Source organism: Micromonospora sp. NPDC049051, from assembly GCF_043197575.1.
GTDB lineage: Bacteria > Actinomycetota > Actinomycetes > Mycobacteriales > Micromonosporaceae > Micromonospora.
This window is the reverse complement of record NZ_JBICTL010000001.1, coordinates 1,334,457-1,359,302: the sequence shown is the minus strand read 5'-3', so window position 1 is coordinate 1,359,302 and position 24,846 is coordinate 1,334,457. Positions and strand designations below refer to the sequence as shown.

24 protein-coding genes and 1 pseudogene are annotated in these 24,846 nt (G+C 74.1%); 6 read left to right on the top strand and 19 right to left on the bottom strand.

Annotated features, from left to right (window positions below; translation table 11 throughout):
* Nucleotides 1-27 precede the first annotated feature (27 nt).
* Entirely contained in the window at nt 28-471 is a 444-nt protein-coding gene (locus ACGFIR_RS06445; RefSeq protein WP_393143467.1) for a MarR family winged helix-turn-helix transcriptional regulator, read from the top strand.
* Between the two features lie 186 nt (nt 472-657).
* On the top strand, nt 658-1,089 hold the full coding sequence (locus tag ACGFIR_RS06440; protein WP_393143465.1) for a VOC family protein: 432 nt from the start codon (nt 658-660) through the stop codon (nt 1,087-1,089).
* A 4-nt stretch (nt 1,090-1,093) separates the two neighbouring features.
* Here the strand turns inward: ACGFIR_RS06440 and ACGFIR_RS06435 are convergent, their stop codons facing one another.
* Both ACGFIR_RS06435 and yidD read right to left on the bottom strand, forming a co-directional pair.
* Entirely contained in the window at nt 1,094-1,582 is a 489-nt protein-coding gene (locus ACGFIR_RS06435; protein WP_393143463.1) for a hypothetical protein, read from the bottom strand.
* Between the two features lie 136 nt (nt 1,583-1,718).
* Nucleotides 1,719-2,159, bottom strand: a complete 441-nt coding sequence (yidD, locus tag ACGFIR_RS06430; protein ID WP_393143461.1) for a membrane protein insertion efficiency factor YidD — start codon at nt 2,157-2,159, stop codon at nt 1,719-1,721.
* A gap of 116 nt (nt 2,160-2,275) precedes the next feature.
* Here yidD and ACGFIR_RS06425 point away from each other — a divergent pair, with 116 nt between their 5' ends.
* Nucleotides 2,276-2,833: a hypothetical protein gene (locus ACGFIR_RS06425; protein WP_393143459.1), complete on the top strand. Its 558-nt coding sequence runs from the start codon at nt 2,276-2,278 to the stop codon at nt 2,831-2,833.
* Nucleotides 2,834-2,912: 79 nt separating this feature from the next.
* On the opposite strand, the gene ACGFIR_RS06420 is transcribed toward ACGFIR_RS06425, so the two are convergent.
* Together ACGFIR_RS06420 and ACGFIR_RS06415 are read right to left on the bottom strand one after the other, a co-directional pair.
* Entirely contained in the window at nt 2,913-4,058 is a 1,146-nt protein-coding gene (locus tag ACGFIR_RS06420) for a hypothetical protein (RefSeq protein WP_393143457.1), read from the bottom strand.
* A 247-nt stretch (nt 4,059-4,305) separates the two neighbouring features.
* Complete coding sequence (locus ACGFIR_RS06415) at nt 4,306-6,684, bottom strand: acylase (protein WP_393143455.1); 2,379 nt, start codon at nt 6,682-6,684, stop codon at nt 4,306-4,308.
* A 171-nt stretch (nt 6,685-6,855) separates the two neighbouring features.
* Between ACGFIR_RS06415 and ACGFIR_RS06410 the strand changes: the two genes are divergently transcribed.
* Entirely contained in the window at nt 6,856-8,379 is a 1,524-nt protein-coding gene (locus tag ACGFIR_RS06410) for a gluconokinase (protein WP_393143453.1), read from the top strand.
* 16 nt (nt 8,380-8,395) lie between these two features.
* Here the strand turns inward: ACGFIR_RS06410 and ACGFIR_RS06405 are convergent.
* The 6 genes and pseudogenes from ACGFIR_RS06405 to ACGFIR_RS06380 all read right to left on the bottom strand — a co-directional run.
* Nucleotides 8,396-8,677 (bottom strand): annotated as a pseudogene (locus ACGFIR_RS06405) (putative quinol monooxygenase); the annotation flags it as partial.
* Between the two features lie 28 nt (nt 8,678-8,705).
* Nucleotides 8,706-9,464 (bottom strand): MerR family transcriptional regulator, encoded by a 759-nt coding sequence (locus ACGFIR_RS06400; RefSeq protein WP_392999772.1) that lies wholly within the window; start codon nt 9,462-9,464, stop codon nt 8,706-8,708.
* 598 nt (nt 9,465-10,062) lie between these two features.
* On the bottom strand, nt 10,063-11,670 hold the full coding sequence (locus ACGFIR_RS06395; protein WP_392999774.1) for a hypothetical protein: 1,608 nt from the start codon (nt 11,668-11,670) through the stop codon (nt 10,063-10,065).
* Nucleotides 11,667-12,776 carry a hypothetical protein gene (locus tag ACGFIR_RS06390; protein WP_392999776.1) on the bottom strand — a complete coding sequence of 370 codons (1,110 nt, stop codon included), beginning with the start codon at nt 12,774-12,776 and terminating at the stop codon, nt 11,667-11,669. The genes ACGFIR_RS06395 and ACGFIR_RS06390 overlap by 4 nt, the downstream gene beginning before the upstream one ends.
* Before the next feature lie 127 nt (nt 12,777-12,903).
* Entirely contained in the window at nt 12,904-13,377 is a 474-nt protein-coding gene (locus ACGFIR_RS06385; RefSeq protein ID WP_392999778.1) for a hypothetical protein, read from the bottom strand.
* Between the two features lie 247 nt (nt 13,378-13,624).
* Nucleotides 13,625-13,858, bottom strand: a complete 234-nt coding sequence (locus ACGFIR_RS06380; protein WP_392999780.1) for a zinc-ribbon domain-containing protein — start codon at nt 13,856-13,858, stop codon at nt 13,625-13,627.
* A gap of 98 nt (nt 13,859-13,956) precedes the next feature.
* Here ACGFIR_RS06380 and ACGFIR_RS06375 point away from each other — a divergent pair, with 98 nt between their 5' ends.
* On the top strand, nt 13,957-14,364 hold the full coding sequence (locus ACGFIR_RS06375) for a hypothetical protein (RefSeq protein ID WP_392999782.1): 408 nt from the start codon (nt 13,957-13,959) through the stop codon (nt 14,362-14,364).
* 118 nt (nt 14,365-14,482) lie between these two features.
* Here ACGFIR_RS06375 and ACGFIR_RS06370 read toward each other — a convergent pair whose 3' ends face one another.
* From ACGFIR_RS06370 to ACGFIR_RS06355, 4 genes are all read right to left on the bottom strand, one after another.
* On the bottom strand, nt 14,483-15,361 hold the full coding sequence (locus ACGFIR_RS06370; protein WP_392999784.1) for an SRPBCC family protein: 879 nt from the start codon (nt 15,359-15,361) through the stop codon (nt 14,483-14,485).
* Nucleotides 15,354-15,911, bottom strand: a complete 558-nt coding sequence (locus ACGFIR_RS06365) for a helix-turn-helix domain-containing protein (RefSeq protein ID WP_392999786.1) — start codon at nt 15,909-15,911, stop codon at nt 15,354-15,356. The genes ACGFIR_RS06370 and ACGFIR_RS06365 overlap by 8 nt, the downstream gene beginning before the upstream one ends.
* Before the next feature lie 88 nt (nt 15,912-15,999).
* A complete protein-coding gene (locus ACGFIR_RS06360; protein ID WP_392999788.1) occupies nt 16,000-17,343 on the bottom strand; it encodes a class I SAM-dependent methyltransferase in 1,344 nt (447 codons plus the stop codon).
* Nucleotides 17,340-18,740 carry an FAD-binding oxidoreductase gene (locus tag ACGFIR_RS06355; protein WP_392999790.1) on the bottom strand — a complete coding sequence of 467 codons (1,401 nt, stop codon included), beginning with the start codon at nt 18,738-18,740 and terminating at the stop codon, nt 17,340-17,342. The genes ACGFIR_RS06360 and ACGFIR_RS06355 overlap by 4 nt, the downstream gene beginning before the upstream one ends.
* Before the next feature lie 110 nt (nt 18,741-18,850).
* On the opposite strand from ACGFIR_RS06355, the gene ACGFIR_RS06350 reads away from it, so the two are divergent.
* Nucleotides 18,851-19,135: a DUF427 domain-containing protein gene (locus tag ACGFIR_RS06350; protein WP_392999792.1), complete on the top strand. Its 285-nt coding sequence runs from the start codon at nt 18,851-18,853 to the stop codon at nt 19,133-19,135.
* 51 nt (nt 19,136-19,186) lie between these two features.
* Here ACGFIR_RS06350 and ACGFIR_RS06345 read toward each other — a convergent pair whose 3' ends face one another.
* From ACGFIR_RS06345 to ACGFIR_RS06325, 5 genes are all read right to left on the bottom strand, one after another.
* Nucleotides 19,187-19,744, bottom strand: a complete 558-nt coding sequence (locus ACGFIR_RS06345) for a hypothetical protein (protein ID WP_393143451.1) — start codon at nt 19,742-19,744, stop codon at nt 19,187-19,189.
* A gap of 60 nt (nt 19,745-19,804) precedes the next feature.
* Nucleotides 19,805-20,269 carry a hypothetical protein gene (locus ACGFIR_RS06340; RefSeq protein ID WP_393143449.1) on the bottom strand — a complete coding sequence of 155 codons (465 nt, stop codon included), beginning with the start codon at nt 20,267-20,269 and terminating at the stop codon, nt 19,805-19,807.
* An 80-nt stretch (nt 20,270-20,349) separates the two neighbouring features.
* Nucleotides 20,350-22,305, bottom strand: a complete 1,956-nt coding sequence (locus tag ACGFIR_RS06335) for a VWA domain-containing protein (RefSeq protein WP_393143447.1) — start codon at nt 22,303-22,305, stop codon at nt 20,350-20,352.
* A gap of 2 nt (nt 22,306-22,307) precedes the next feature.
* Nucleotides 22,308-23,762, bottom strand: a complete 1,455-nt coding sequence (locus ACGFIR_RS06330; RefSeq protein WP_393143445.1) for a magnesium chelatase — start codon at nt 23,760-23,762, stop codon at nt 22,308-22,310.
* A 73-nt stretch (nt 23,763-23,835) separates the two neighbouring features.
* Nucleotides 23,836-24,804: an aldo/keto reductase gene (locus ACGFIR_RS06325; protein WP_392999802.1), complete on the bottom strand. Its 969-nt coding sequence runs from the start codon at nt 24,802-24,804 to the stop codon at nt 23,836-23,838.
* Between the last annotated feature and the right edge of the window lie 42 nt (nt 24,805-24,846).

Genomic DNA, 24,846 nt, shown 5'->3' with positions numbered 1-24,846 from the left:
CTATTGCACGGACGAAGGGGCCTGCCTGTGACGGACGAGACAGTCGACCATCTCGGCGGAGCGCTCGGCGACCTGCACCGGATGCTGCGCCGGGCCGCCATGCAGCGGGTCGGCCGCGTCGCCCTGCCGGACGCCCAGGTGGAGGTGCTGCGGCTCGTGGAGCGGTGGCCGGGCATCGGCGTCCGGGAGGCCGCCGAGCGGCTCGGCACCGCGCCGAACACGGTCAGCACCCTCGTCGGCGAGCTGACCGCCGCCGGCCTGCTGCACCGGGAACGCGACCCGGCCGACCGGCGCATCGTCCGGCTGGAGCTGACCGACGCGGCCCGGGAGCGGATTGCCGCGTACGGGCGGCACCGGCGCGACCTGCTCGCCGCCGCGCTGGCCGACCTGGACGGCACGGACCGCGAGACGCTGCTGGCCGCCGCCCCCGCCCTGCGCCGCCTGGCCGACCGCATGACGGGCCGCACCTGAGTCACCTGAGCGGGTCCGGGGCCCGCCCGGAGTCACCTGAGCGGGTCCGGGGCCCGCCCGGAGCACGGGCAGGGCTCGGCTGCCGGAGCCGGGACGGGACTCGCCCACCGGAGCCCGGACGGGACTCGGCGTCGACGCTACGGTGGCGGTTAGCGGTGCCGGTCGCACGTGGAGGGTCGTCGGGTGATGGAACAGCGGATCAGCCTCGTGACGCTCGGCGTCGCCGACGTGACCCGGGCACGCGCCTTCTACGAGCGCCTCGGCTGGCGCGGCCAGGAGGTCGAGGAGACGGTCTTCTTTCAGGCGGGCGGCCTGGCGCTGGTGTTGTGGAGCCGGGAGAAGCTGGCTGCCGACGCGGGCGTGCACGACCGGGACGCGGGCGGGTTCGGCGGGCTGACGCTGGCACAGAACGTCCGCTCCCGGGGCGAGGTCGACGACCTGCTGACGGCGGCGGCCGACGCCGGGGCGCAGGTGACCGTGCCGGCGCGCGAGACCTTCTACGGCGGCTACGCCGGCTGCTTCGCCGACCCCGACGGGCACGTCTGGGAGATCGCCTGGAACCCGGGCTTCCCCCTCGGCCCCGACGGCTCACTCACCGTCCCCGACCTGACCCGCTGAGCCGTCAACAGGTGGCGCGGCGGGGGTACGCGTCGGCCTCGCGCGCCCACTGCTCGGCGGCCATGGAGAGCGCGTCGGCGGAGACGATGAGCGTCAGCGGGTAGACCGCGCTGGGCGGCTGCCGTCGCATCCACGGAGGCAGGGACTCGTACGAGAACTCGACCGTCAACGCCAGTCGGCGGCGGCGCAGCACGCGGGTGCGGAACGCCAGGTTCGGCTCGGTGAAGCGGGCCACCGCCGAGGGCTCCGCCGGGTCGCCGGTCGTCTCGGCCTGCTGCCGCAGCCAGCCCGCCAGCGCGTACGCCTCGGCCACCGTCAGGCAGGGGTCGAGGTGCGACCAGGCCTGCCCGTCGGCGGTGCGGGCGTCGGTCTCGACGAGCAGCCAGTCGTCCCACTCCGCCGCCTCGTCCGGGTCGTCCGGCGGCCCGACCCCGGGCTGGTAGCCCACCGGCCGGATCCTCACCCGGGCGCCGTCGTCGGAGCGGATCTCCATCCTGCCATCATGACCGATCACAGGGGCGCGGATGGCGGCATCCGCGCAGCCCACCCCGCTTGGCCGGCAGCGCCTCGGGGCCGTCGGCGGCGGTCAGCGCAGCGGAGCGTCGGCCCGGAGCGGCGCCGGCCACCGCTCAGCGCAGCGGGTCGTGGGTGCCGCGCGGCACGTCGGGCCGGCAGCGGCGCAGCCGGTCGGCGGCCATCCGCCCGCCGACGGCCAGGCCGTGCCGCTCCACGGCGGCGAGCCCGTACGCGCTGCACGTCGGGGTGTAGCGGCACTGCCCGGGCCAGCGGTGCGACAGCCAGCGCCGGTAGCCGAGGATCGCGGCGCGTCCCGCGCGGTCCACCAGCGGCGTGCGTGCGGCGGCAGCGGTGGGTCGCGCCGACGCCCCGCCGGGCGCAGGCCTCGCCCCGCCGGGCGCGACGAGCCGGGCGAGCAGCGCGCCGAGGGTGAGCAGGAACGAGAAGAGCCCCAGGTCGCAGCAGGGCACGTCGCAGTCGCAGGCGTCGCAGTTGTCGAAGCGGCTCTTCTTCTTGCGACGCCGGTCGCCCTTCAGCTTGATCACAGGGAACATGATGCGACGACCGCGCCACCCCGAACCTCCCGGGTGGCGCTCCGGGGTGGCCGGTCGGGGGCCGGTACGGGAAGTCCCCGATGGAGCACCGTGGGCCGGGCGACGACGCTGGACGCATGACCGACACCGATGCGCGATCGTCGATAGGAATCGTGCCGGCGGCCGCCGTCGGCGGCCCGGCGTCCCTACTGCTCTACGGCCTGCTCCGCCTGGTCGACGGCCTCGACGGCGACCGGGGCAATGGCTGGGCCTGGGACGTCGGCCACACCTTCTTCCTCGTCGGGATCCTGCTCTTCGGCGTGCTGGTCGTCGGGCTGCGCCGGCTGCTGCTCGCCGCCGCGCCCCGGCGGCGGGCGCTCACCGAGACGGCGACCGTGCTGGGCCTGATCGGCGTGGCCGCCTTCGTCTGGGTGATCCTCGGCGACCTGTTCCCGGGTCTCGCCGACGCCGCGCCGCTGCCCGAGCCGGCCATGATGCTGGGGCCGCTGCTGTTCCAGGTCGGCCTCCTCACCCTGCTGGTGCAGGCGGGGACCACCCGGCCTCGGCTGCTGCCGCTGTGGGTGCCCGCGCCGGTCCTGCTCGGGTTCCTGGGCATCGCCGTGAGCCTGGACCTGCTGCCGCTGGCCGCCGCGCTGATCCTCGCCGGCCTGCTCCCTCTGCAACGCCTCCGCTGAGCGCCCGCTCCCACACGATCGGGGTGACGCGGCGATCTCCGCACCCCTCGGCGTCCCGGCACACCGGGGCGCCGAGGGGTCAGCGCCAGACGGTGCGGCGTACGCCGTCGTGGGCGGCGCAGGCGTCGCGCCGTCCGCCGGTGAGGCTGACCGAACCGTCCCCGCACTGCACGAGGTAGCCCCGGCCGGCCCAGAAGTCGGGCACGCAGTCGAACCAGTCGCAGACCTCGACGGCCGGCTGGCGGATGCGGTCGCCGCCGCAGAAGTCGTACCCCATCGGGTTGGCGGGGGCGCCGCAGCGCCGCTCGCGGGCGGGCGTCGGCGTGGGCGAGGTCGTGCCGCGTCGCGGTTTCGACGCGGCGGGCGGCGCCTTCGGCGGTGCGGCCGGGAGGACGACCGGTGGGGCGGCGGAGGTCGGCGCGGGGGTGGCGGCGACGGCGACCTCGGGGCCGGTCGGGTCGGAGGGGTCGGTGTCCAGCAGCGCGGCGGGCACCAGCAGGGCGATGCCGGCGGCGACGGCCACGGTGCGCCGGCCGCCGGGTACGAACGCGAGGGGCCTGGCCTGCGCCGGGGTGGCGATCTGCGGCCGGAACGGCTTGAGCTGGGCGTGTTCGGCGATCGCCTCGTCGAGCTGGTCGAGCACCGCGTCGCGCTGCTCGATGGCGTCGGCGAAGGCAAGGGTCAGCTTGAACCGGAAATCGGCGGCGACGTCGGCGGGAAGCATCAGGCCGGAGGTGCGCCGCCGGTCCAGCACCTGCATCAGGGTGACCGGCGCGTGCGGGTCGTGGGCCAGGCCGGTCATCCTCCCGTACGCCCAGTCGCGCCGGCCGCGACCGCCGAGCAGCACCAGCCGCCGGTTGGTGATCACCGCCATGCCGGCGTCGGCGATCCGGATGCCGTCGGGCCTGCGGGGCCGCAGCGGCGCGGCCGTCGGGGCGACGGTCAGGTCGGGTGCGGGCAGCACGGTGGTGTGCCGGACCTCCACCAGTTGCGCGGCGGGCAGCACCCAGAAGACCGCCTCGTCGGGCGCGAGTTCCAGGGGCAGGCCAACGCCCGCCGTCGCCGAGCCCCGGAACTCCTCGGCGAGGGTACGCAGGCGGCGCAGTTCGTCGTCGCGTCGTCGCCATGCCCTGTCGGCGCTGCGGAACTCCTGCCGCCGCCGTTCGTTCTGCCGGTGCACCCACCGGTACCGCCACGTGGAACCCGTCGAATCAGTCCTTGCCATGCCGACTCCTTCGCCGCGCAGGCCACCAATCGGGGTGTCACCGGGATCAACCGTGACAACGGCCGGCGGGGACACGACGCAACGGGGCAAAATAGCCGAACGACGACCCAAATCAGACGATAGTCGGATTTCGCCGGGCCGAAGCAGGCCCGCCGGGCGTGTCGCAGCGGCGGTGGCGGAGCGCGGGTACGGGTACGGGTGCGCCCGCCCGGTCAGCGGCGACCGGGCGGGCGCGACGGGCGGCGGGTCAGTGGCGGCGGCCCTCCCCCACCCGGTAGGTGCGCAGGTTCGGGTCGGCCTTGATCTGCGCCTCCGTGTACTTGATGGTGTCCCAGCCCTTGCCCGAGTAGAGCCGGGTCTGGTCGCCGTACCAGGGCGAGTTCGGGTTGCTCGACTGGGAGTAGGTGAGGATCTGCCGCCCCGAGGGGCCGTTCGGGCCCAGCTCGACGGCCATCACGAAGGACGAGCCGTGCACCACCTTCGGGTAGCCGACGCCGGGCGCCAGCGGGCCGATGATCATGTTGAACACGCCCGCCTCGGCACGTCCACCGTGGATCGGGATGCGCCGGTCGCCGCGCGGCTCGCTCTGGATGTCGCCTAGGCGGGCGTCCAGCGGAATGCCGGCCAGCTTGCGGACGGCGTCGGCGAGGGCGGTGAGCACGCGCGGGTCGGCGGTGTTCAGCCGGCTCGGCGTACGCACCGGGTCGGTGGCGTCGAACGCGTCGGCGAACCGGATGCCGCCGGACAGGGCGAACTCGGTGAACAGGTGCGCGCCCCGGCTGTCCAGGTCGACCCGCAGGTCCCAGCCCTGCAACGCCGCGCACGCCCCGCGCAGGTCGACGGTCGTCCCGTCCGACGCGGTCGCGGTGGGCCGGGCCGTGCACAGCGCCACCAGGTCGTCGCGGACGAGTTCGCCGCCGTACGCGCGGTTGCCGAAGACGGTCTGCCAGAGCCGGGACGTCGTGTAGCCCCGCCCGGGCAGCCCGTCGGTGCCGGCGAGCCGCTCCCGCACCTGCTCCACGCCGAGGCGCGTACGCAGGCTGCGCTCGGTGCGCTCGTTGCCGATGATCCGCGGGTAGCCCTCCAGCGGCGCCTCGGGGTTGGCCAGCCAGTGGCTGTCGTTGGAGTTGGTCACGTAGTCGGCGCGGAACCGGATCGGCAGCTTCGCCGGGCCGAGGATGCCGGGCACCGCCGCGTCGGGGTCCCGCCCCAGCGCGCAGGCCGACCGGGAGCCGTCGAGGACCGCCTGACCGCTGGACGCGTAGAGCGGCTGGAACGGCGCGGGGATGCAGGCGGCGGCCAGCTCGTCGGTGACCCGGGGCACCACCGAGTGGTCGGCGTAGAGCGCCTCACCACGGGCGTCGGCGGCGATCACGTTGACCCAGGGCAGGAACTGGTACCGGTCGAGGACCTGCTTCAGCTCGCGTACCGTCTTCGCCCGGCCCATCTCCAGCCAGCCGTCGAAGGCCCGGTTGTTGGTGGCGTTGACGTCGGTGATCGCGTACGCGGCGGTGGTGGTCCAGTCGAAGGTGCCGGGAACGACGACCACCGGCCCGAAGTGGGTGTCGTGGAAGGTACGGCTGACCGGCACCGTGCCGCCGCCCGGGGCGGGCACCTGGACGGTGACCGTGCGGGTCGTCATCTTCCGGGCCCGGCCGTCCACGTAGTACGAGGTCGGGTCGCCGGGGACCAGCGCGAGGCGGTGCCAGACGAAGCGGCGGGCGGTCGAGACGGTGTGGCTCCAGGCGAGGGTGCGGTTGTGCCCGATCTCGATGATCGGATCGCCGATCAGGGCCGCGCCCGCCACGTCGTAGCGGCCGGGGACCTTCAGGTGCATCCGGTAGAAGCGTTCCGCCCCGTCCCACGGGAAGTGCGGGTTGGCCAGCACCATCCCGCCGCCGTGCGTGGTGGCCCGCGCGCCCAGCGCGTACGCGTTGCTGCCGACGCCGGCGGGCGCGCCGTCGCTGGCGGCGACGACCGCCGCGGCCCCCGGCGCGTCGAGGACGGCGGCCGGGCCGGTGGCGGCGGGCGGGGCGGCGGCCACGATCCCGTCGAGCACCGCCCGGGAGCCGGCCCGCACCATGCTGGCCCAGCTCGCCCGCCACATGTCCAGCTCGGTCAGCGGGCGCACCCACGGCTTGCCCCGGCACGCCGGGTCGGTGAGGTTCGCCGCGCCGGTGCGGCGCAGGTAGCTGTTGTAGCCGGCCACGAAGCCGCGGATCTGGTCGCGGACCTCGTTCGACGGGGAGTGCACGCCGTCGCGGGGCCCCTGCAGCAGCCGCTCGGCCGTGCGGTCGTCGATCGCCTTGCGGTGGAACAGGTCGCTGCGCACGTTCGCGTCCGTGGGGCTCGCGGCCCCGAAGTAGCGGGACCGCTCGCCGTTGACCGTGACGACCTTCTCCGCGATGACGCAGATGTTGTCCTCGGCCTGCACGTGGCCGACGCCGAAGCCGAGGCTGGCGAAGTTGCGGGCGGTGATGTGCGGGACGCCGTACGACGCGCGGCGGATCTCCGCCGAGTAGCCGCCGTCGCGGTGCTGCGCGGCGGCGGGCGGTACGCCCGTGACCACTGTGGTGGTGACCGTGGCGAGGGCGGTGACCAGTGCGCAGAGCGGCCTTGGTCTCATCGGGACTTCCTCCCGTCGGGTGGACGTGTGAGAGATTCACACCGATCGGATTCTCGCGGCGCGCGGGCGTGCCGAGGAAGACCCGAGCCGGAAACGGGTTGTTCCCCCTACGGGCCGCCCCGACGCTGGGTAACGTCGGCGACACCCAGGGTCGGCGAGGGGGTGGGACCGGTGGACGACGCGCGACGCCCGGTGGTGATCGGCGTCGACATCGGCACCACCAGCACCAAGGCGGCGGCGTACGACGCGAGTGGTGCGCGGCTCGCCCACCACTCGGTGGGCTATCCGCTCGACGAGCCGCACCCCGGCTACGCGGAGCAGGACGCGCGGCACATCCACGCGGCGGTGCTGGAGACGATCCGCACGGTTGTGGCGGAGCTGGACCGACCGGTCGCGGGGCTCTCCTTCAGCACGGCCATGCACAGCCTGATGGGCCTGGACCCGGACGGTCGTCCGCTCACCCCCTCGGTCACCTGGGCGGACTCGCGGGCCAGCCGGCAGGCCGAGCGGCTGCGCGCCGCCCCGTCCGGGCTGGCGCTGCACCGCCGCACCGGCACCCCGGTCCACCCGATGGCGCCGCTGCCCAAGCTGCTCTGGTTCGCCGAGCAGCAGCCGGTGCTGTTCGGGCGGGTGGCGTACTGGGTGGGCGTCAAGGACTGGGTGCTGCTGCGGCTGTGCGACACGCTGGTGACCGACCACTCGGTCGCCTCCGCGACCGGGCTGCTGGACCTGCGCCAGCTGTCCTGGGACGAGGAGGCGTTGGGCATCGCCGAGATCACCGCCGAGCAGTTACCGCAGCTGGTGTCCACCACCACCGTGCTGCCCGGCCTCACCGCCGAGACGGCCGAGGCGACCGGGCTGCCCCGGGACACGAGGGTGGTCGTCGGCGCCGGGGACGGCCCGCTGGCCAACCTCGGGCTCGGCGCGGTCGCCCCGGGCGTGATGGCCTGCTCGATCGGCACCAGCGGGGCGATGCGGGTGATGGTGGAACGCCCCGGCGTCGACCCGCTCGGCGGGGTGTTCTGCTACGCGTTGACCGAGAATCGCTGGGCGGTCGGCGGGGCGATCAACAACGGCGGCATCGTGCTGGAGTGGGCTGGCGAGGCGCTCGCCCCGGAACTGGGCGAGGACCCCGAGGAGGAACTGCTGGCGCTGGCCGCCCAGGCGCCGGTCGGCTCCGGCGGGCTGATCATGTTGCCGTACCTGCTGCACGAGCGTGCCCCGCACTGGAGTGCGCTGCCGCGCGGGGCGTACGTGGGGCTGACCAACGGGCACCGCCGCGCGCACCTGGTGCGGGCCGCGTTGGAGGGCGTCTGCCAGCAGTTGGCGCTGGTGCTGGCCTCGGTACGGGCCGCCGGCAACGAGGTCCGGGAGATCCACGCCGGCGGTGGCTTCTCGCGCAGCCCGCTGTGGCGGCAGATGCTCGCCGACGTGCTCGGCATGCCGGTGCACTTCCCCGCCGGCCACGAGGGCTCGGGGTTCGGCGCGGCGCTGCTCGGCATGCAGGCGCTGGGGCTGATCCCCTCCATCGACGTCGCCGCCGACCTGGTGCGCATCGAGCAGACGGCCCGGCCCGACCCGGCCGCCGCCGCCGCGTACGCCGCCCTGCTGCCGCTGTTCGGCCAGCTCTACGACGCGCTGCTCCCCACGTTCACCTCGCTGCGCCGCCTCGCTCCGGGGTTGTCGCCGGAATGACCCGGCCCCCCGGCCAGGGAGCTTCGACGCCGGAGATGAGATACCGGTGCACCTCCGCGCCGCGGATCGCCACCGCCTGTTCCTCGGCGGGCCCGGAGCCCCGGAAGTCGAGCAGTTGCTCCTCGGACTCCCAGCGCTCGTAGACGTTGATCCGTCCCGGCTCGACCAGGTCCGCCCCGATCGCGAAGTCGACGCAGCCCGGCGCGGAACGCGCCTGCCCGACGACCTCCACGCAGTCGGCGAGATACGCGTCCCGCTGGTCCGGATCGACGTAGAGACTGCCGGCGACGATGAGCACTGCTGACCTCCGGGGACGGCGTGCGCCCTCAGGCGCGGGTGATCGCGTTGGCGTGGATGGCCTCGCCCAGGTACTCGGCCATCCCAGGCCTGATCTTCTCGAAGTACGCGGTGAACCGCTCGTCCGCCACGTACATGTCGGCCAGCCCGGTGTGGATCTCGTACGAGCACTCGTAGAACCAGCGGCTGATCAGCTGCCGGTGCTCCTCGGCCAGGTCCATGGCCGCCGGGCTGTCCGCCGGCGCGCCGGAGGCCATCACCTCGGCGAACCTGCGCCCCCAGTCCTCGTTCTCGGCCCTGTTACGCAGCCAGTCGTCCTTGCTGTAGCGCGACGCGCGCCGGTTCGACTCCCGGTACGCCTCGCTGCCGCCCCAGCGCTGCTCGGCCTCCTCGGCGTGCGCGTCCGGGTCGAAGTCGCCGAAGACCTCGAACCGTTCCTGCGGCGTGAGTGGGATGTTCAACTTGCTCGCCTCCATCGCGAACTCGATCGCCGTGACCATCTCCTGGAGCCTCGTGATCCGGGCGGTCAGCAGCCCATGCTGGCGGCGCAGGTGCGCCACCGGGTCACTGGCCGGATCGTCGAGGATCGCGGCGATCTCCTCGAGGGAAAACCCCAGCTCCCGGTAGTAGCGGATGTGCTGCAACCGCTCCAGGTCGGCGTCGTCGTAGCGCCGGTAGCCGGTGCCGCTGCGCCCGCTGGGCGAGAGCAGCCCGATCTCGTCGTAGTGGTGCAGCGTCCGCACGGTCACGCCGGCCGCCTTCGCCACCTGTCCCACCGTATGAGCCATGGTCTCCCTCCTTTCCGCCCACCAGGCTTCCGCCTGCCGTTACGTGAGGGTCAAGCCCGATTCTGGACCGGCCGGTCACACGCCTTGCTGCCCACGGGGCACTCCGGCCAACGGCAGCTGCCCGAGGGCTGAGGACAGGGTTGTCGGAGCAGATTGACTCGCCCGTCGAAACTCACTCAGCGCAACCCATCCGGAACATCACCCAGGGTCACCGCACCTTGGCGCACCGCAGCCTCTCCACTCGCCCTTTGCTCTGCAGCCACCACCGCACCACGTAGCCCTACCTGCCAATTCTCATTCAGGCATCAGATCGCGGCACTTACTCAGCGTGCCTGTTGCGTCGGTGGCTGCAGAGCAAAGGGCGCGGAAGACTGGCCCTGACGGGTCAAGAAATGCTACCGACAGTGATACTCGGCGTAGCTGTCAGGGCACGTCGGCCCGCAGGTCAGGCGCTTGCACGGCTGAAGGAGTGGCGAAGGCCAAGGCTCGCGGGGCACGCGGCACGGGCACACGGCACGGGCACGAGGGCATGGGGCACGAGGGCATGGGGCACGAGACCGCAGGGCACGAAGGAAGCCGCAGGGCACGTGAGCAGCCGTCAGGCCCACTCCTCGTCCGGGTCTCCAGCCCCGGCGAACAGCGGGGTCGTGGCGGGCGCGGCGCGCGCGAACGGCACAGGCACAGGCACACGCGCGAAAGGCGGGGCCGGGGCTGGCTCGGCGGACGGTTCCGGCGTCGCGGGGGTGGCAGCCGGTGGGCCGCCGTGGGTCCAGGGCGTCTCCTCGACGGCGGGGAACGCCCCCGCCGGCATGAAGGCGTCCGCCAGGGTGGTGTAGCAGAGCCGCTCGCCCACCTCGGGCACGCTGCCCGGCGGCGCGGTCAGCCCTCGGCCCATCCCGCCCGAGAGTTCCAGCACCACCTCGGTCTTGCCGTCGGCCGCCGGGGTGACGAAGACGACCCGGGCCTTCTGCGCCGGCCGGGCCGGCGAGTACAGCGTCGCGCCGAGCGGCATCGGCACCTGCTCGGTGGTGACCAGCTGGATCCGGGGGCGCAGCACCGGGCGCTTGCCGGTGTCGTCCACCCGCTTCGGGTCCGCCAGGGTGACCTCGCCGACGAACGCCTCCCCGGTCAGCCGGTGCTCCGCCATGACCAGCGGGTCGTCGTAGGCGCGCTGCACGGCGTAGGTGGCCAGGGCCCGTTCCAGCCGGTGCAGCCGCTGGGCGGCGGCGACCGCCCCGTCGCGGCGGGGCTGCGGTGCCCCGCCGGCGTCGACGTGTTCGGCGTAGCTGGTGAAGGCGTCCTTGTCGCCGTCCCACCGGCCGGCCACCCGGGCGCCGGGCGGCAGGCCGCGCAGCAGCCCCACACCGCGCCACATCAGCTCCCAGGTGGGCGCGAGCTGGTCGCGCAGCAGCCTCTCCAGCTCCGCGTACGCCCGGGCGCGCGCGACGGGGTCGTCCTCGGCATCCGCGTACGCGGCGATGGCCGGGGCGAGCAGGTGGTTGTCGAAGTCGGGGTCGGTGGCCGGGCCGGCGGGCGGGCAGGTGGCCGGGTCCTCGGCCCGGGCCGCCGCCTCGGCGCCGGTGAGCCCGACGGGCGGGTCGATCCAGCCGAGCAGCGCCGGCAGGTGCAGGTCCTCCACCACGCTCTGGCCGGTGGCCCAGTGCAGGGTCAGCGCGTCGGTCATCGCCAGCAGCGCCGACGAACCGGGATGCTCGGCCCGCTCGGCGAAGAACGTCAGCCAGCGCCCGAGCACCGGCACCGACGGGTGCACCGGATACTCCCCGTCGGGGCGGCGGAAGCGGGTGGAACGGCCGAGCAGCCGCAGGAAGGTGATCCCGGCGGAGTTCGGCACGAGCAGTTGCGGGGCGTCGACGTGGCGGTAGCGCACGTCCCGGCCCCGGTCGACCGGCACCGCCTCGGAGACGCCCCGGAAGCCGTCCAGGTAGGGCAGCACGATCCCGGCCAGCTCGGCCGCGAACGCGAACCGCTGGTCGCGGTTGCGCGGCTGCGGCACGATCAGCAGCCGTGCCGAGTCGGGCGTGTCGCCGACCATCGCCGCGAGCGGCGCGTTCGCCTCGCCGGCCATCGCCAGCGGCACCAGCACCAGCGGGCGCTCGCCCAGGTGCAGGTGCCGGACGGTCGCCACCGGCTGGGCCACCCCGGCGGCGAGCGCCTGGGCCCGGGCGAACGCGCGCAGCGTACTCATGCGGGGGTTCCCGCGAGGGCGTCGGCGCGCAGCCGGGCGGCGGCCCGCAGCAGCGCGGCGGCCTCCTCCTGCCCGGGCTCCGGAGCGCGCTCGCCGGCGGCCAGCGCCAGCACCTCGTCGACCTGCGCGATGCCGCCCAGCGCCTCCCGGACGGGCCGGCCCAGCGCCCCGGTGTGCCCGCGCGCCTCGTGCCGGCAGAAGTACGCCAGCTCGCAGGTCGCCAGGCAGTCGGGCGCGTAGCGCGCCTCCACCCGCGACAGCGCGGCCAGCAGCGCCGCGGGTTCGGTCGTGAGGTCCACGGTGAAGTCCTCGGGTACGGCGGCCAGCAGCGCGTCGAGCCGGGCCATCCGGTCGAGCTGACGACGCAGCACCAGCAGCTGTTTGCGCACGTCGACCAGGCTGGCCACCGGCTGGTTGGCGAAGTCGCGCGGGCAGACCAGTACCGCGTCGTGCGACACCAGCTCCGGGTCGTGCCCGGCGGCGGCGAGCAGCTCGCGCAGGGCCAGCACGTAGACGGCGGACTGGATCGCGGCGGCGGACACCTTGGCGGGGTCGGCCTGGCCGTCGACCACCGGGAACGACTTGATCTCGACGACGTGGAACCGGCCGGCGAGCCGGGCCGCCACGAGGTCCGGTTCCAGGTGCACCCGGCGTCCGGCGACGTCCAGCCCGAGCAGCGGGTGGTCGAACAGCGCGGCGGTGTCGTCCGGCGAGCCGGGGGCGGCGCCGGTCAGCAGCGCGGCGGAGCGCCGGTGCCGGGCGGCCGTGTCGTCCGCGACGCCGTCGCCGAGGTCCGTCCAGCTCGCCGCCGCCGGCACCGGTACGCCCAACCGCTCGGCGACCAGCCGCAGCAGCTCGGCCCCGCCGTCGGCCTTGACCTGTGCCTCGAACGCGTTGCCCCGGGTGATGGCGAAGCGGGACTGCCCGAACCGGGCGGGGAACCCGATCCGCTGGGCCAGCTTCGGCTTGTCCACCCCGGCGCCGTCCAGCACGGCCCGGCGGGTGCAGCCCGGGTTGCCGGTCAGGGCGGCGATGGTGCGCGCGTTGTGCCGCTTCGGCGGCACCTCGCCACGGATCGCGGCCAGTCGCTCCTCGCTGCTCGTCACGATCCGCCACGATAGGCGGTCCCGGCGACGGCCGCCGGGCGCCGCCCCGGCGGGGCGCTCCGCGCCGCCCGGTCCGGCCGGCCTGGTCCACCGGCGTCCGCCGGTCGGGCGCCGGCGAGCGGGCCGGTCAGATCGAGGCGAAGATCGGGCTGAACAGGCCGCAGCAGACGACCCCGAACACGGCGAGCGCGACCAGCGCGATGCTGTAGTTCGACCACATCCCGAACTTCGTCACGTCGGTGCCGTGCGCGTCGTGGACGCGGTTGCGCCAGCCACCGAAGCGGAAGGACAGATGGTGCATGGCGTTGGGGTAGGCCATCATCGCGGTGGTGATCAGCGGGAGGCCCATGAAGTCCGTGTAACGCACGTCGTGCGCCCCGGGGGAGATCACCACGTACCAGGTGCCCTCGCCGGGAATCGGCACGGGCACGGCGTCGATCTTGAGTTTGCTCGTGGTGGGTGCGGGCACGATGTACGGGCCTCGGTTCACCGTGATGCCGAGCACCGCGTAGCCCGGCGGGGGCGCGATCGGGTGGGGGTACACCAGCGGCGTGACGGCACCGGGTACCGGCGGGTACGGCGGATGAGGGGGGTACGACACCGCCACATCCTGGCACGGCCCGACCAGTCTGCCGAGAGCTGGAAGATCACGAACCGCCTCAGCGCCCGGCGGAACGGTTCCAGGGCGAACGGGGCAGGGCGGTGCCGGCCAGCGGCCGACGCTCCCGGCGACGGCGGCGACGCCCGGGGGTGCACGGCGGCCGGGAGACGGTGTGCACGGGCGCGGGCGCAGGTACGACGGGCTGCCGGCCGATCAACCAGCAGAGGAAGCGGGCCATCGGCGGGGCTCAGCCGACCGGGAGGCGCTCGGCCTCGGCGCGGGAGATGTCGTACTGGGCGCCGCAGAAGGTGCACTGCTGCACGTAGCGGGTGCGGATCGGGATGATCGGCACGAAGAACAGGCTGAACCTCGTCGACCGGCGCGTGATCACCTGTGCGGCGTGGTTGCGACAGTTGCGGCAGACCTGCTGCACCACGCCCGACTGGGTGACCTTGGTGCGGAGGCCGAAGATGAGGAACATCGCCCGTCAGTACCCACCCGGAGCCCGAATATCACCTCGACGGGCCATTGCCGCCGGGCTGTACCTTGCCCGGAGCACTCGTCCATGGGGAGGCACGCATGAGGGCACGTCACATCGGGGTGGTCGTCGCGCTGGTCGTCGCGTTGGCCGGCTGCGGCGACGAGAGGGACCCTTCGATACCGGCCCCGAAGACGGACTCGCAGCGGGTGGTCGACAACGTCGCGGCGCAGTGGCCGCTCCCCAATCCCCGTGACACGTCCAGCGACTGCAAGGATTCGGAGGGCGACGTCGGGGCCCGCTGCGGGTCGCAGGTCACCACCGACGCGGTCACCGTGACGCAGTACGCGGACGCGCAGACCGCGCAGCGGGCCGCGGAGCGGTTGCGGACGCTGGTGGGGGTGACCAGCGTCCAGGCGGCCGGCCGGTTCGTGCTGTCGTGGCGGGAGGGCCAGGAGATGACCGAGGAGGCGCGAGCCCTCCTGGTCTCCGTCGCTTCGTCGGGGTAGCCGGTCAGGACCCCGGCGTCGAGCTGTCCCCGGCGGGGGAGCCGGGCGGCCCCGCCACCATCGCCGGAAGGTGCCCGGCCGCTCCGTGCGGCCGGGCACCTTCCGGCGCCCCCGTACGTCAGCGCGTCGTCGTGGCGGGCGCGGGTTCCAGGCCCGGCACCTCGGCGGGGAGCCAGATCGGCTGCCAGTTCTCCATCTCGTGGAAGCGGCGCAGCTCGAACAGCCCCGCGAGCGACCCGGCCCAGGCCCCGTACGGCGGGTTCTGCTCGTCGAAGCCGGACTGCACGAAGGTCAGCTTCGTCTTGCCCCGCGACTCGGTGAGCTCCCAGGTGCTGACGCCCGTGGGTCCCCAGTCGACCGACATCTTCCGGCCCGGCTCCAGGTCGACGACCTTGGCCGCGTAGCCGTGCTCGAAGCCGCCCATGGCGTAGCGGCCGCCGACCCACGGCTCGATGCCGATCGGGTAGCCGAACCAGGCGCTGGCCTGCTCGGAGTCGGTCAGCGACTCGAACACCTTCGCCAACGGCGCGTCGATCAGCAGCTCGCCGCGCAGGTCGGCGGAGGTGAAGTCGACCTTCGGCAGCAGCGGCTGCCCCTCCAGGTGGGCGGCCAGGTTGGCGATCGACAGGCTCCAGAACGTCTGGAGCACGCCCCGAATGGTGCTGCCGCTCATCGCCTCGGCGAAGTCGAAGTGGCTCTGGGTCAGCGTCAGCACCGTGGTGTCGGGGCCCTCCGCGCGCAGGGTGAACTCGGCGGTGGTCTCCACCCCGTCGAGCAACCAGGCGAAGCGCAGCGTGTCGTCGTCGACGTGCAGCAGCCGTTGGTGCGGCGCGTCGCCCTCCGGGATGTACCGGCCCCAGAACTCGTACCGTCGCGGCAGCTCGACCTCGGCGTGCTCGGCGAGCCAGACGCGCAGCTCGGCCGGGTCGGTCAGGGCACGGCGGACGGCCTCGGCCGGCGCGGCGAGACGGACGGGCAGCCTCATCGGTTCAGTCACGTTCTTTCCCCTTCGGATAGCAGGCCACGGCGAGCTTGAAGGCGTCGCCCTCGGCGCCCCCGTAGCGGGTGAAAAGGTCCTGCAGAGTGCTCTGCAGGTCGTGCAGGAACTGCTGGCGGAGCTCGGCCGGCACCCGGATCTCGCCGGCGACCCCGATCGAGGGGAGCTCGGGGGCGGCGCGGTCCAGCCCGGCGATGTCCTCCTGGACCTCCTCCATCAGGTCCAGCAGGTAGCCGAGGCTCAGCTCGTCGCGGGCCCGGCGCAGGCCGATCCGCCCGACCAGCCGGGGGGACAGCCAGTAGGAGCGGGCGGCGGCCTGGTAGATGCCCTCCGTGATGCCCCGGACCTTGCGCTCGTTGACCAGCTCGACCAGCCCGGCGGCGACGAGCTGCTTGACGTGGTAGTAGACGCGCTGCGGCGTCTGCTCCAGCCGGGTGGCGACCTCGGTGCAGGTGCGGGGCTCGGCCAGTTGCCGCAGCACCTCGACGCGCTGCGGCTTGAGCAGCACCTCGGCCTGCTCGATCTGCTCCAGGTACAGGACGTCTCTCATGGCAAAATCAGTTTGTACGTACAAAATTTGTTTGTCAATGGCTTCCGCGACAGCCGCGCCGATGCTCGGCGCGGCTGTCGGACGCGGATCAGGCCAGCCAGTCGGGGCGCAGCGGGTAGCCGCTCGCCCCCTCCGGGCCGTTGCGGGTGGCCAGCACCTGGTGCAGCTGGATGCCGTTGCGCTCGAAGGCCAGCCGGGAGCCGGCCATGTAGAGACCCCAGACCCGGGCCGTGCCCGTGCCCACTTCGGCGACGCACGCGTCCCAGTGGGTCACCAGGTTGCGGCACCAGGCGGCCAGGGTCAGCGCGTAGTGCAGCCGCAGGTTCTCCTCGTGCTGCACCTCCAACCCGACGTCGTGGATCTCGCCGATGAGGCGCCCCGGACCGGCCAACTCCCCGTCGGGGAAGACGTAGCGGTCGATGAACGCGCCCGACCGGTGCGGCGCGCGGTTGTCGGCCCGCGTGATGCAGTGGTTGAGCAGCCGGCCGTCCGGCCGTAGCCGGCCGGCCAGCGCCCCGAAGTAGGCCGGGTAGTTGCGCACCCCGATGTGCTCGGTCAGCCCGATCGAGGAGACCGCGTCGAACTGCTCACGTGGCGCGTCCCGGTAGTCGAGGTGGCGCACCTCGGCCAGGCCGGTCAACCCCTCCCGTTCGATCGCCGCCCGCGCCCACTCGGCCTGCGCCCGGGACAGGGTCACCCCGAGCGCCCGCACGCCGTACTCGCGGGCCGCGTGCCGGACCATGCCGCCCCAACCGCAGCCCACGTCGAGCAGCCGCATCCCCGCCTTGAGCGCCAGCTTCTGCGCCACCAGGTCGTACTTGGCGGCCTGCGCCTGCTCCAGCGTGTCGTCGGGCGAGCGGAAGAGCGCGCAGGTGTACGTCATCGACGGGCCGAGCACCTTCTCGTAGAAGGCGTTCGAGACGTCGTAGTGGTGCGAGATCGCGGTGCTGTCCCGCACCCGGGAATGCCGCAGCCCGTTCATCAGGCGCTTCCAGCGCGGCTGCGCCTCCTGCGGCGGGGGCGGCGGGGGCATCAGCCGCTCCCAGCCCAGCCCGCGCACGAGGGCCAGCCCCTCGGCCAGCGACGGCGTACGCAGCCGCAGCTCGTCCTTGAGCACCCGCAACGCCTCGTACGGGTCGCCCGGGTGCACCCCCTGCAACGCCAGGTCGCCGCCGACGTACGCCCGGGCCATGCCCAGGTCGCCCGGGGCGGTGAGCAGGTAGGTCAGGCCCCGCTCGGAACGGATCGACAGGGTGATCCCGGCGTCGGCCGGGCCCACCGCACTGCCGTCGTACCCGGTGACCCGCACCGGGAGGGCCCCGGTGGTCAACGCGCGGACGACGTCCGCCACGGTCGGACCCGGACGCCGGCTCCCCGCCGGCGGGCTGGCGGGAGCGCTCGCCGCCCCCTGGTCTCGATCGGTCAGGCTCATGCTCGTGCTACCGCCTTCTCGTACAGTCCGGTGAGCCGGTGGTCCGGGTCGTAGCGATCCCTCACCGCGCGCCACGTCGCGCCGCCGTAGAGCCGGTCGAAGGATTCCCGGTCGTAGTACGCGTCGGAGTAGAGCGACTTGTGGCCGCCCAACTTCGACACCATGCGCTCGATCGCGCGGTTGACGTCGCCGTCGGCGGCGCCTGCCGCGATCGGCACGCTGCCCCAGAAGCCGACGTTCACATAGTTCTGTCCGGCCCGGAGCGGATAGAGCGGCCACGCCCGACCCGATCCGGGACCGGCCGGCTCGCGCAGCCGCAGCGGACACAGCCACACCGGGGTCATCCCGACGGCCCCGGCGAACCAGCGCAGGAACTCCGCCGTGCGCTCCAGCGGGATCTCCACGTCCTGCACCACCCGCTCGCGCGCCGGCTGGCCACGCAGGCGGTCGATCCGGGCCGCCACGCCGTGCCGGTGCTCCAGGCGGACCAGCCGGTGGTAGACGTCGCTGCGCCGCCACCGCGCCGGCCAGACCCGCCGGACGACCGGGTGCTGCACGCCGAAGGCCGCCGAGCACCAGAACCAGTCGGTGTCCCAGCGCCAGAGATAGTCGTACGTGGTCAGTGCGTCGTGCGTGCGCCGGCGCAGCGACCGGTAGTAGATGCCCTGACCCGTGTAGTCGCTGGGCGGCGGCGCGTCGTCGGTGAAGGTGCCCAGCACGAGGTACGCCTCGCCGGGGCTGAACATCACCCCGTCCATCGCGTCCACGGCCTCGCCCGCCCAGGAGCGGGTCGCGGCGACCTCGGCGAACGCGTCGGCGAGGGCCTCCAGCCGGGTGAACCGCACGTTGCGCAGGGCCACGAAGCGGCGTACCGGCTGAAGCTCGATGCGCAGCCGGGTGGCGTAGCCGAGGCTGCCCAGCGAGTTGGGGAACGCCGCGAAGAGGTCGGCGTGCCGCCCCTCGGGACGGGCGGTGACGAGGTCGCCGGCCCCGGTGAGCACGTCCATCTCGACCACCGACTCGTGCGGCAGGCCGTTGCGGAACGAGGTCGACTCGATGCCGAGGCCGGTCACCGCCCCGCCGAGGGTGATCGTGCGCAACTGCGGCACGACCAGCGGCATCAGCCCGTGCGGCAGGGTCGCGTCGACCAGGTCCTCGTAGGTGCACATGCCCTGCACGTCGGCCGTTCGGGCGACCGGGTCCACGGCGAGCACACCGGTGAGCCCGCTGACGTCCAGGCCCGGCACGCGCGGGGCGGACCGGGGGCGGAACAGGTTGGAGGTGCGCTTGGCGAGCCGCACCGGCGCGCCCGCGGGCACCGCCGCGTACGACCGGCGCAACCGGGCCACCGCTCCGTCATGGTCGACCGGATGATGATCCACACGGATCGCACACATGCGATCACTTTACGTCCCGAGTCGCCTTCGGAGTGGGACGTACCCCCGACGCGTCGGCGACGCGGCCGGGCGACTGGCCGCCGCCGGCCGGCCGGCATAGCGTGGGTCTCATGCCGAAAGCTGTCTGGAACGACCTGGTCGTGGCCGAGAGCGACGACACCGTGCTGGTCGAGGGGAACCACTACTTCCCACGCGCCGCCCTGCGCGACGACCTGATCCGCGAGTCCGACACGCACACCGTCTGCCCGTGGAAGGGCACCGCGTCCTACTACACGCTGGAGCACGACGGCCGGAGCAGCGCCGACGCGGTCTGGTACTACCCCGAGCCGAAGCCGGACGCGGAGGCGGTCCGCGACCGGGTCGCCTTCTGGAAGGACGTCCGGGTCGTCGACTGACACCTGTCGACGGGGACGCGGGCCTCGCGTCCCCGGTCGGGGGCAGACGGCTCACCGTCGGCGCCGCCGCATCCGCAGCCGGGCGGGCGGCTTGGCCGACCGCGGCCGACGGCGGGTAGCCGGGGCCCTGGCCGGCCGGCCCTCGTCCGGAGAGGTCCACACCCCGAGGACCACCGTCGCCAGGAAGAGGCAGAAGACCCCGATGATCAGGGCCGCCTGCCACTCGTCCCCCGGCGGCCACGCGCTCGACGAGCCCGCCCCGCTCACCCGGGCGGCGTGGTCGACCGGCTCCCCCGCGGTCCGGGGATCGTCGTCGAAGCTCTCCTCGTACGCGACACCGTCGATCCGTACAGTGCCGTCGGCGGAGACGAACGTGCCCTCGCACCGCCACGGGTCACCCCTGGCCCAGTCGTCGACCGCACATCGGGAGAGGCTGACGGTCCCCCCGACGCCCCATCTCTCGGCCCGTAACTGGTCGATGCCGTCGCCGAGCGGCATCAGGGCCAGCCAGAGGAAGAAACCGACCAGCGCCGCCCCGAACAGGTTGGCCCAACCGAGTTCCCACACATGGTCGACCCGCCGCAGCACCGCCTGTCGCAACCGCGCCATGCCGCGAGGGTAGGCGGCCGCCACCACGCCCACCCTCGCCCGGCACGGCGTGCCGTCCGGTCAGCCGGCGCGCAGCATCCGCAACTGGGCCAGGTGCTTCGGCAGGTGGACGCGGGCGTGCAGGTCGAGGGTGCGGGCCCAGGGCAGCGGCTCGTCCACGACCAGGTCGAAGCCCTCGCGCAGGTGGGTCTCCACCGGGGTCTGGGCCGCCGGGCCGAGCCGGTCGGTCAGGGCGCAGAGCTTCTGGCTGGTGGCCCGCAGCAGGGTGGCCAGCCCGTCCAGCCCACCGCACTCGGCGACCAGCGCGTCCACCTGGGGACGGTGGACGGTCTCCAGGTCGTAGTACGCGAACGGCGAGCCGGCGAGGACCGCCTCGGTCGCCTCCGTCATCAACTCGTCGTTGGCGGCAAGGTGCGCGACGATCTGCTCGGCGCTCAACTGCCCGACCGGCGGCGCCCCGAACCCACCCGCCTCGACCTCCGCCAGCACCTCCGCGTACGCCCCCCGCAACGACCCGCTGTCCATGCCCCCAGTCAATCCCGGCCCGCGCCGCCCGACCTGCCGTTCCGTCGACCGGTTCACCCGGACGGGGCTCGTCGAGCGGGTCAGCGGCGGCGGGGCTGGCGGGCGCGGAGGTAGTCGGAGACCACGTACTCGCCGAGGTCCTCCAGGTCGGGGGTGAACATCCGACCCTTCGAGCGGCGGGCCACGGCGTCGACGAAGCGGCGCAGCCCGGGATCGTCGCCGAGCATGAAGAGGTTGAGCGTGGCACCGGCACGGGTGAGCCGGTCCACCTCGCGTACGGTCGCCTCGATCGTCTCCGGCAGCGGCGGCCAGTGGAACAGCGCCTCCCCGTCGTCCGGGTCCAGGTGGGCGGTCGGCTCCCCGTCGGTGACCACCAGCACCACCGGCTCGGCGTCCGGGTGCCGCCGCAGGTGCCGGGCGGCCAGCCGCAGCGCGTGCTGGAGGTTCGTGCCCTGCCGCAGGTCGGGCTCGACGGCGGCCAGCTCCTGCTGGGTCAGCGGCGTAGCCTCCAGGCCGAAGCCGACGATCTGCAACGCGTCCTGGGGGAACCGGGTGGCCATCAGGTGCGCCAGCGCCAGCGCCGTCTGCTTCATCGGGCCCCACCGGCCCTGCGAGATCATCGAGTAGGAGAGGTCGACGCAGAGCACCACGGCGGCCGAGGCCCGCCGCTCCGTCTCCACCACCTCGAAGTCCTCGACGGCCAGCTGCACCGGCACGCCGGAGCCGGCGCGGCGGACCGCCCGGGTCAGCGTCCGCACCACGTCGAGGGGCTGCTCGTCGCCGTACGCCCACGGGCGGGAACCGCCGCTGACCTCGCCGGCGGCGCCCGCCGCGCGCAGGTCGTGCTGGCCGCGCGGTCCGGCGGTCAGGTCGGCGAAGACCCGCCGCAGCGCCGTGCCGCCGAGCCGGCGCAGCGCCTTCGGGCTCAGGGTCAGCCCGCCGGCGTCCCGGCTCACCCAACCCTGCCGGCGCAGCTCCCGCTCCAGCTCCCGCAGCCGGCGTACGTCGTCGGCGGCGTCGCGGCCCAGCGTCCGGGCCACCGCGTCGACGTCGACGTCGTCCAGGGTGGCGCCCGGGTGGTCCTGGTCGAGCTGGTCCAGCAGCTCGTCCAGCTCGGCGATCTCGCCGAGCGCACCGGCGGCCTCGCCGTAGCCGAGCGGTCGCTCGCCCCGTACCCGCTCGCCCGGGCCCCGGTGCAGGTCGGGGCGGAGCGCGCGGAGGTTGGCGTCCAGCGCGGACAGCTCCCCGGCGAGCCGGTCGCCGAGCGACTGCCGCATCAGGCCGGCCAGTTCCTCGCGCTGGCGGTCGGAGAGCGAGCGCATCAGCCGCTCGCCGGCGGCCGACCGGCGGGCCAGCACGTCGACCAGTTCGTCGACGTCGGCCGGCTGCTCCGGGAAGAACTCGCCGTGCCGGCGCATGAACTCGGCGAAGGCGTCCGTGGTGTCCTCCGACCGGGCGTGCCGGGCGAGCAGGTCGTTCAGGTCGTGCATCATCTCGGCCAGCCGCCGCTGCGCGGCCGGGTCCGCCGAGGCGCGCACCGCGTCGCGCAGCCCGGCGAAACGCTGGCCGAGCACGTCGTCGCGCAGCCCGTCGAGGATCCGCTGGTACGTCCGGCGGGCCTCGTCGCTGGCCCACCGGTAGCCGGCCAGCTCCTGCACGGCGCGGGCCGTCGAGCGGGGCAGGTTGTCGAGCACCGCCTCGGCGAACCGCGCGTCGTCGTCGCCGCGCCCCCGCAGCTCGTCCCGCTCGGCGGCGAGCGCCTGGTCGAGCAGGGCCCGGGCCCGGGTGACCGCCCCGTCCAGGTCGCCCCGGCGCAGCGCCTCCCGGCGCAGCCGCCGGGCCCGGGCGGCGAGGTCGTCGAGGCCGCCGCGCCCCTGGGGCCCGTGCCGCAGCAGGCCGCGCAGCGCCTCCCGGAGGCTGCCGCCGGCCAGCACCTCGGCGCCGACCGCGTCCACCGCCCCCCGCACGTCGTACGGGGGCGCGAGCGGGTCGGGGCCGCCCCGCCACTGCCCGTACCGGAACCGGTTGCCGGCCATGCTCAGGCCCGGCCGCCGTAGCGGGTCCGGCCGGAGTCGGTGACGTCCTTGCCGAGCCGGCGGGTCAGATGCAGCCCCTCCAGGACGAACTCGACGCCGGCCGCCGCCTGCTCCGGGGTGGGCGCGTCGCCCAGCCCCAGCCGGTCCAGCGCCTTGGCCAGCCCGGGAACGGTGCCCACCTGGCGCAGCAGCTCGGCGGAGCCGACCAGCTCCCCGGTCTCGACCACCGCGTCCTCGTCGACGAGGGCGGTGAACCCGGACAGGTCCAGCCCGGCCAGCCGCGCCCGGAACGTCTCGGCGGTCGCGGTGCGCAGCAGGTGGCCGAGGATCTCGACCTCCCGCCCCTCCTCGCCGCTCTCGAACTCGACCTTGCCGCGCAGGGTCGACGTCACCGACACCGCGTCCCCCACCCGCGCCACCGGCGCCTCGGGGCGTACGCCCTCGGGGGTTTCGGCGGCGGCCAGCAGGCCGGAGCGGCGCAGCGCGGCGGCGGCGACCGTCTCGGCGGCGGCGACGGCGAACCGGGCGGAGACCCCGGATCGCGGGTCCACCGACGGCGACTCGCGCACCGCGCGGGCGAACCGCGCGAGGACCTCCAGCACGTGCTCCGGCACCTCGGCGACCAGGTCGGTCTCCTGCCGGATCAGGGCCAGCTCCAGGTCGAGGTCGAGCGGATAGTGGGTACGGACCTCGGCGCCGAACCGGTCCTTCAGCGGGGTGATGATCCGGCCCCGGTTGGTGTAGTCCTCCGGGTTGGCGCTGGCCACCAGGAACAGGTCCAGCGGCAGCCGCAGCTGGTAGCCGCGGACCTGGATGTCGCGCTCCTCCAGCACGTTGAGCAGCGCCACCTGGATCCGCTCGGCCAGGTCGGGCAGCTCGTTGACGGCGAAGATGCCCCGGTTCGTACGCGGGACGAGCCCGAAGTGGATGGTCTCCGGATCACCGAGGGTGCGCCCCTGGGCGATGCGGATCGGGTCGACGTCGCCGATCAGGTCACCGACGCTGGTGTCGGGGGTCGCCAGTTTCTCGCCGTAGCGCATCGAGCGGTGCAGCCACGCCACCGGCAGCGCGTCGCCGGCCTCGGCGACCAGCGCCCGGGAACCCGGGGTGAGCGGGTGCAGCGGATGCTCGTTGAGCACCGAGCCGGCGATCACCGGGGTCCACTCGTCGAGCAGGCCGACCAGGGTACGGATGAGTCGGGTCTTGCCCTGGCCCCGTTCGCCGAGCAGCACCATGTCGTGCCCGGCGAGCAGGGCCCGCTCGACCTCGGGCAGCACCGTGTCGTCGTAGCCGACGATGCCGGGGAAGCGGTCGGCGCCGGAACGCATCCGGGCCAGGAGGTTGTCGCGGAGTTCCTGCTTGACCGTGCGGTACGCGTGGCCGGCCGCCCGCAGCTCGCCGAGCGTGCCGGGCAGGTCGGCCGGTGGGGCCGGGACAACCGGGGAAGGCGCAGTCACCCCAACCACGCTAGCTCACGAGGCCGGGGACGCCAGGGGCGTCTTGCTCGGGTCCGCTCGGCGGGTGCCGGGGTCACCGGCCGGCCCTGGCCCGCAGCAGGCGGGGCGCCGCCGCGAGACCGGTGATGGGGCGGAACTCCTTCGCCGCGCGGACCAGCGCGGCGTACTCGTCGTCGGCCAGGTCGATGTCGGCTGCCGCCGCGTTGCGTTCGACCTGCTCCACGCCGGAGGCGCCCGGGATGGCCAGCACGTTGGGGTGACGCAGCAGGTAGGCCAGGGCGATCTGGCTGGGAGTGGCGTCGTGCGCGTCGGCCACCTGCCGCAGGGTCTCGATCAGGGTCGCGCCGCGTTCCAGGTTCTCCGGCAGGAAGTACGGGTTGGCCCGGCGCACCGCCCCGCTCGGCGGGTTCTTCGCGTCGTACCGGCCCGACAGGAAGCCCTGGGCGAGCGGGCTGTACGCGATGACCACGCGTCCGGCCTGCTTCGCGTACGGCAGCAGGTCGTGCTCGGGTCCCCGGTCGACCATGCTGTAGCGGACCTGGTTGCTCAGCACCCGCCGGCCGAGCGCCGCCTCGGCGACCTGCCAGCGGCGCAGCCCGTAGTTGCTGACCCCGACCTCGCCGACGAGCCCGACGTCCTGCAACGCGCGCATGCCCCGCATGGTCGTGTGGTCGGCGACCAGCGGGTTGGCCTGGTGCACCTGGTAGAGGTCGAGGTGGGTGACGCCGAGCCGGGCGGCCGAGGCGACGGCCCGCTGCTGCACCACCGGGGCGACCGGCAGGATCGGGAAGATCTTGGTGGCGAGCACGACCTTCTGCCGGTCGTCGCCGAGCGCCTCGCCGAGGATCCGCTCGCTGCGCCCGAAGCCGTACAGCTCGGCGGTGTCGAAGACGGTGATCCCGAGGTCGACGGCGCGGCGGACGATGTCGGCGGCCCGACGCTCGTACTCGGGGCCGTAGCCCCACTCCTTCGATCCGAACTGCCAGGTGCCGAGGCCGATCTTGGACAGGGGCTTGGGGGTGTCGAGCGGGACGAAACGCATGGCCCCGAAACTACCCCGGTGCCCGCTGCGGCAGGCCTGTTC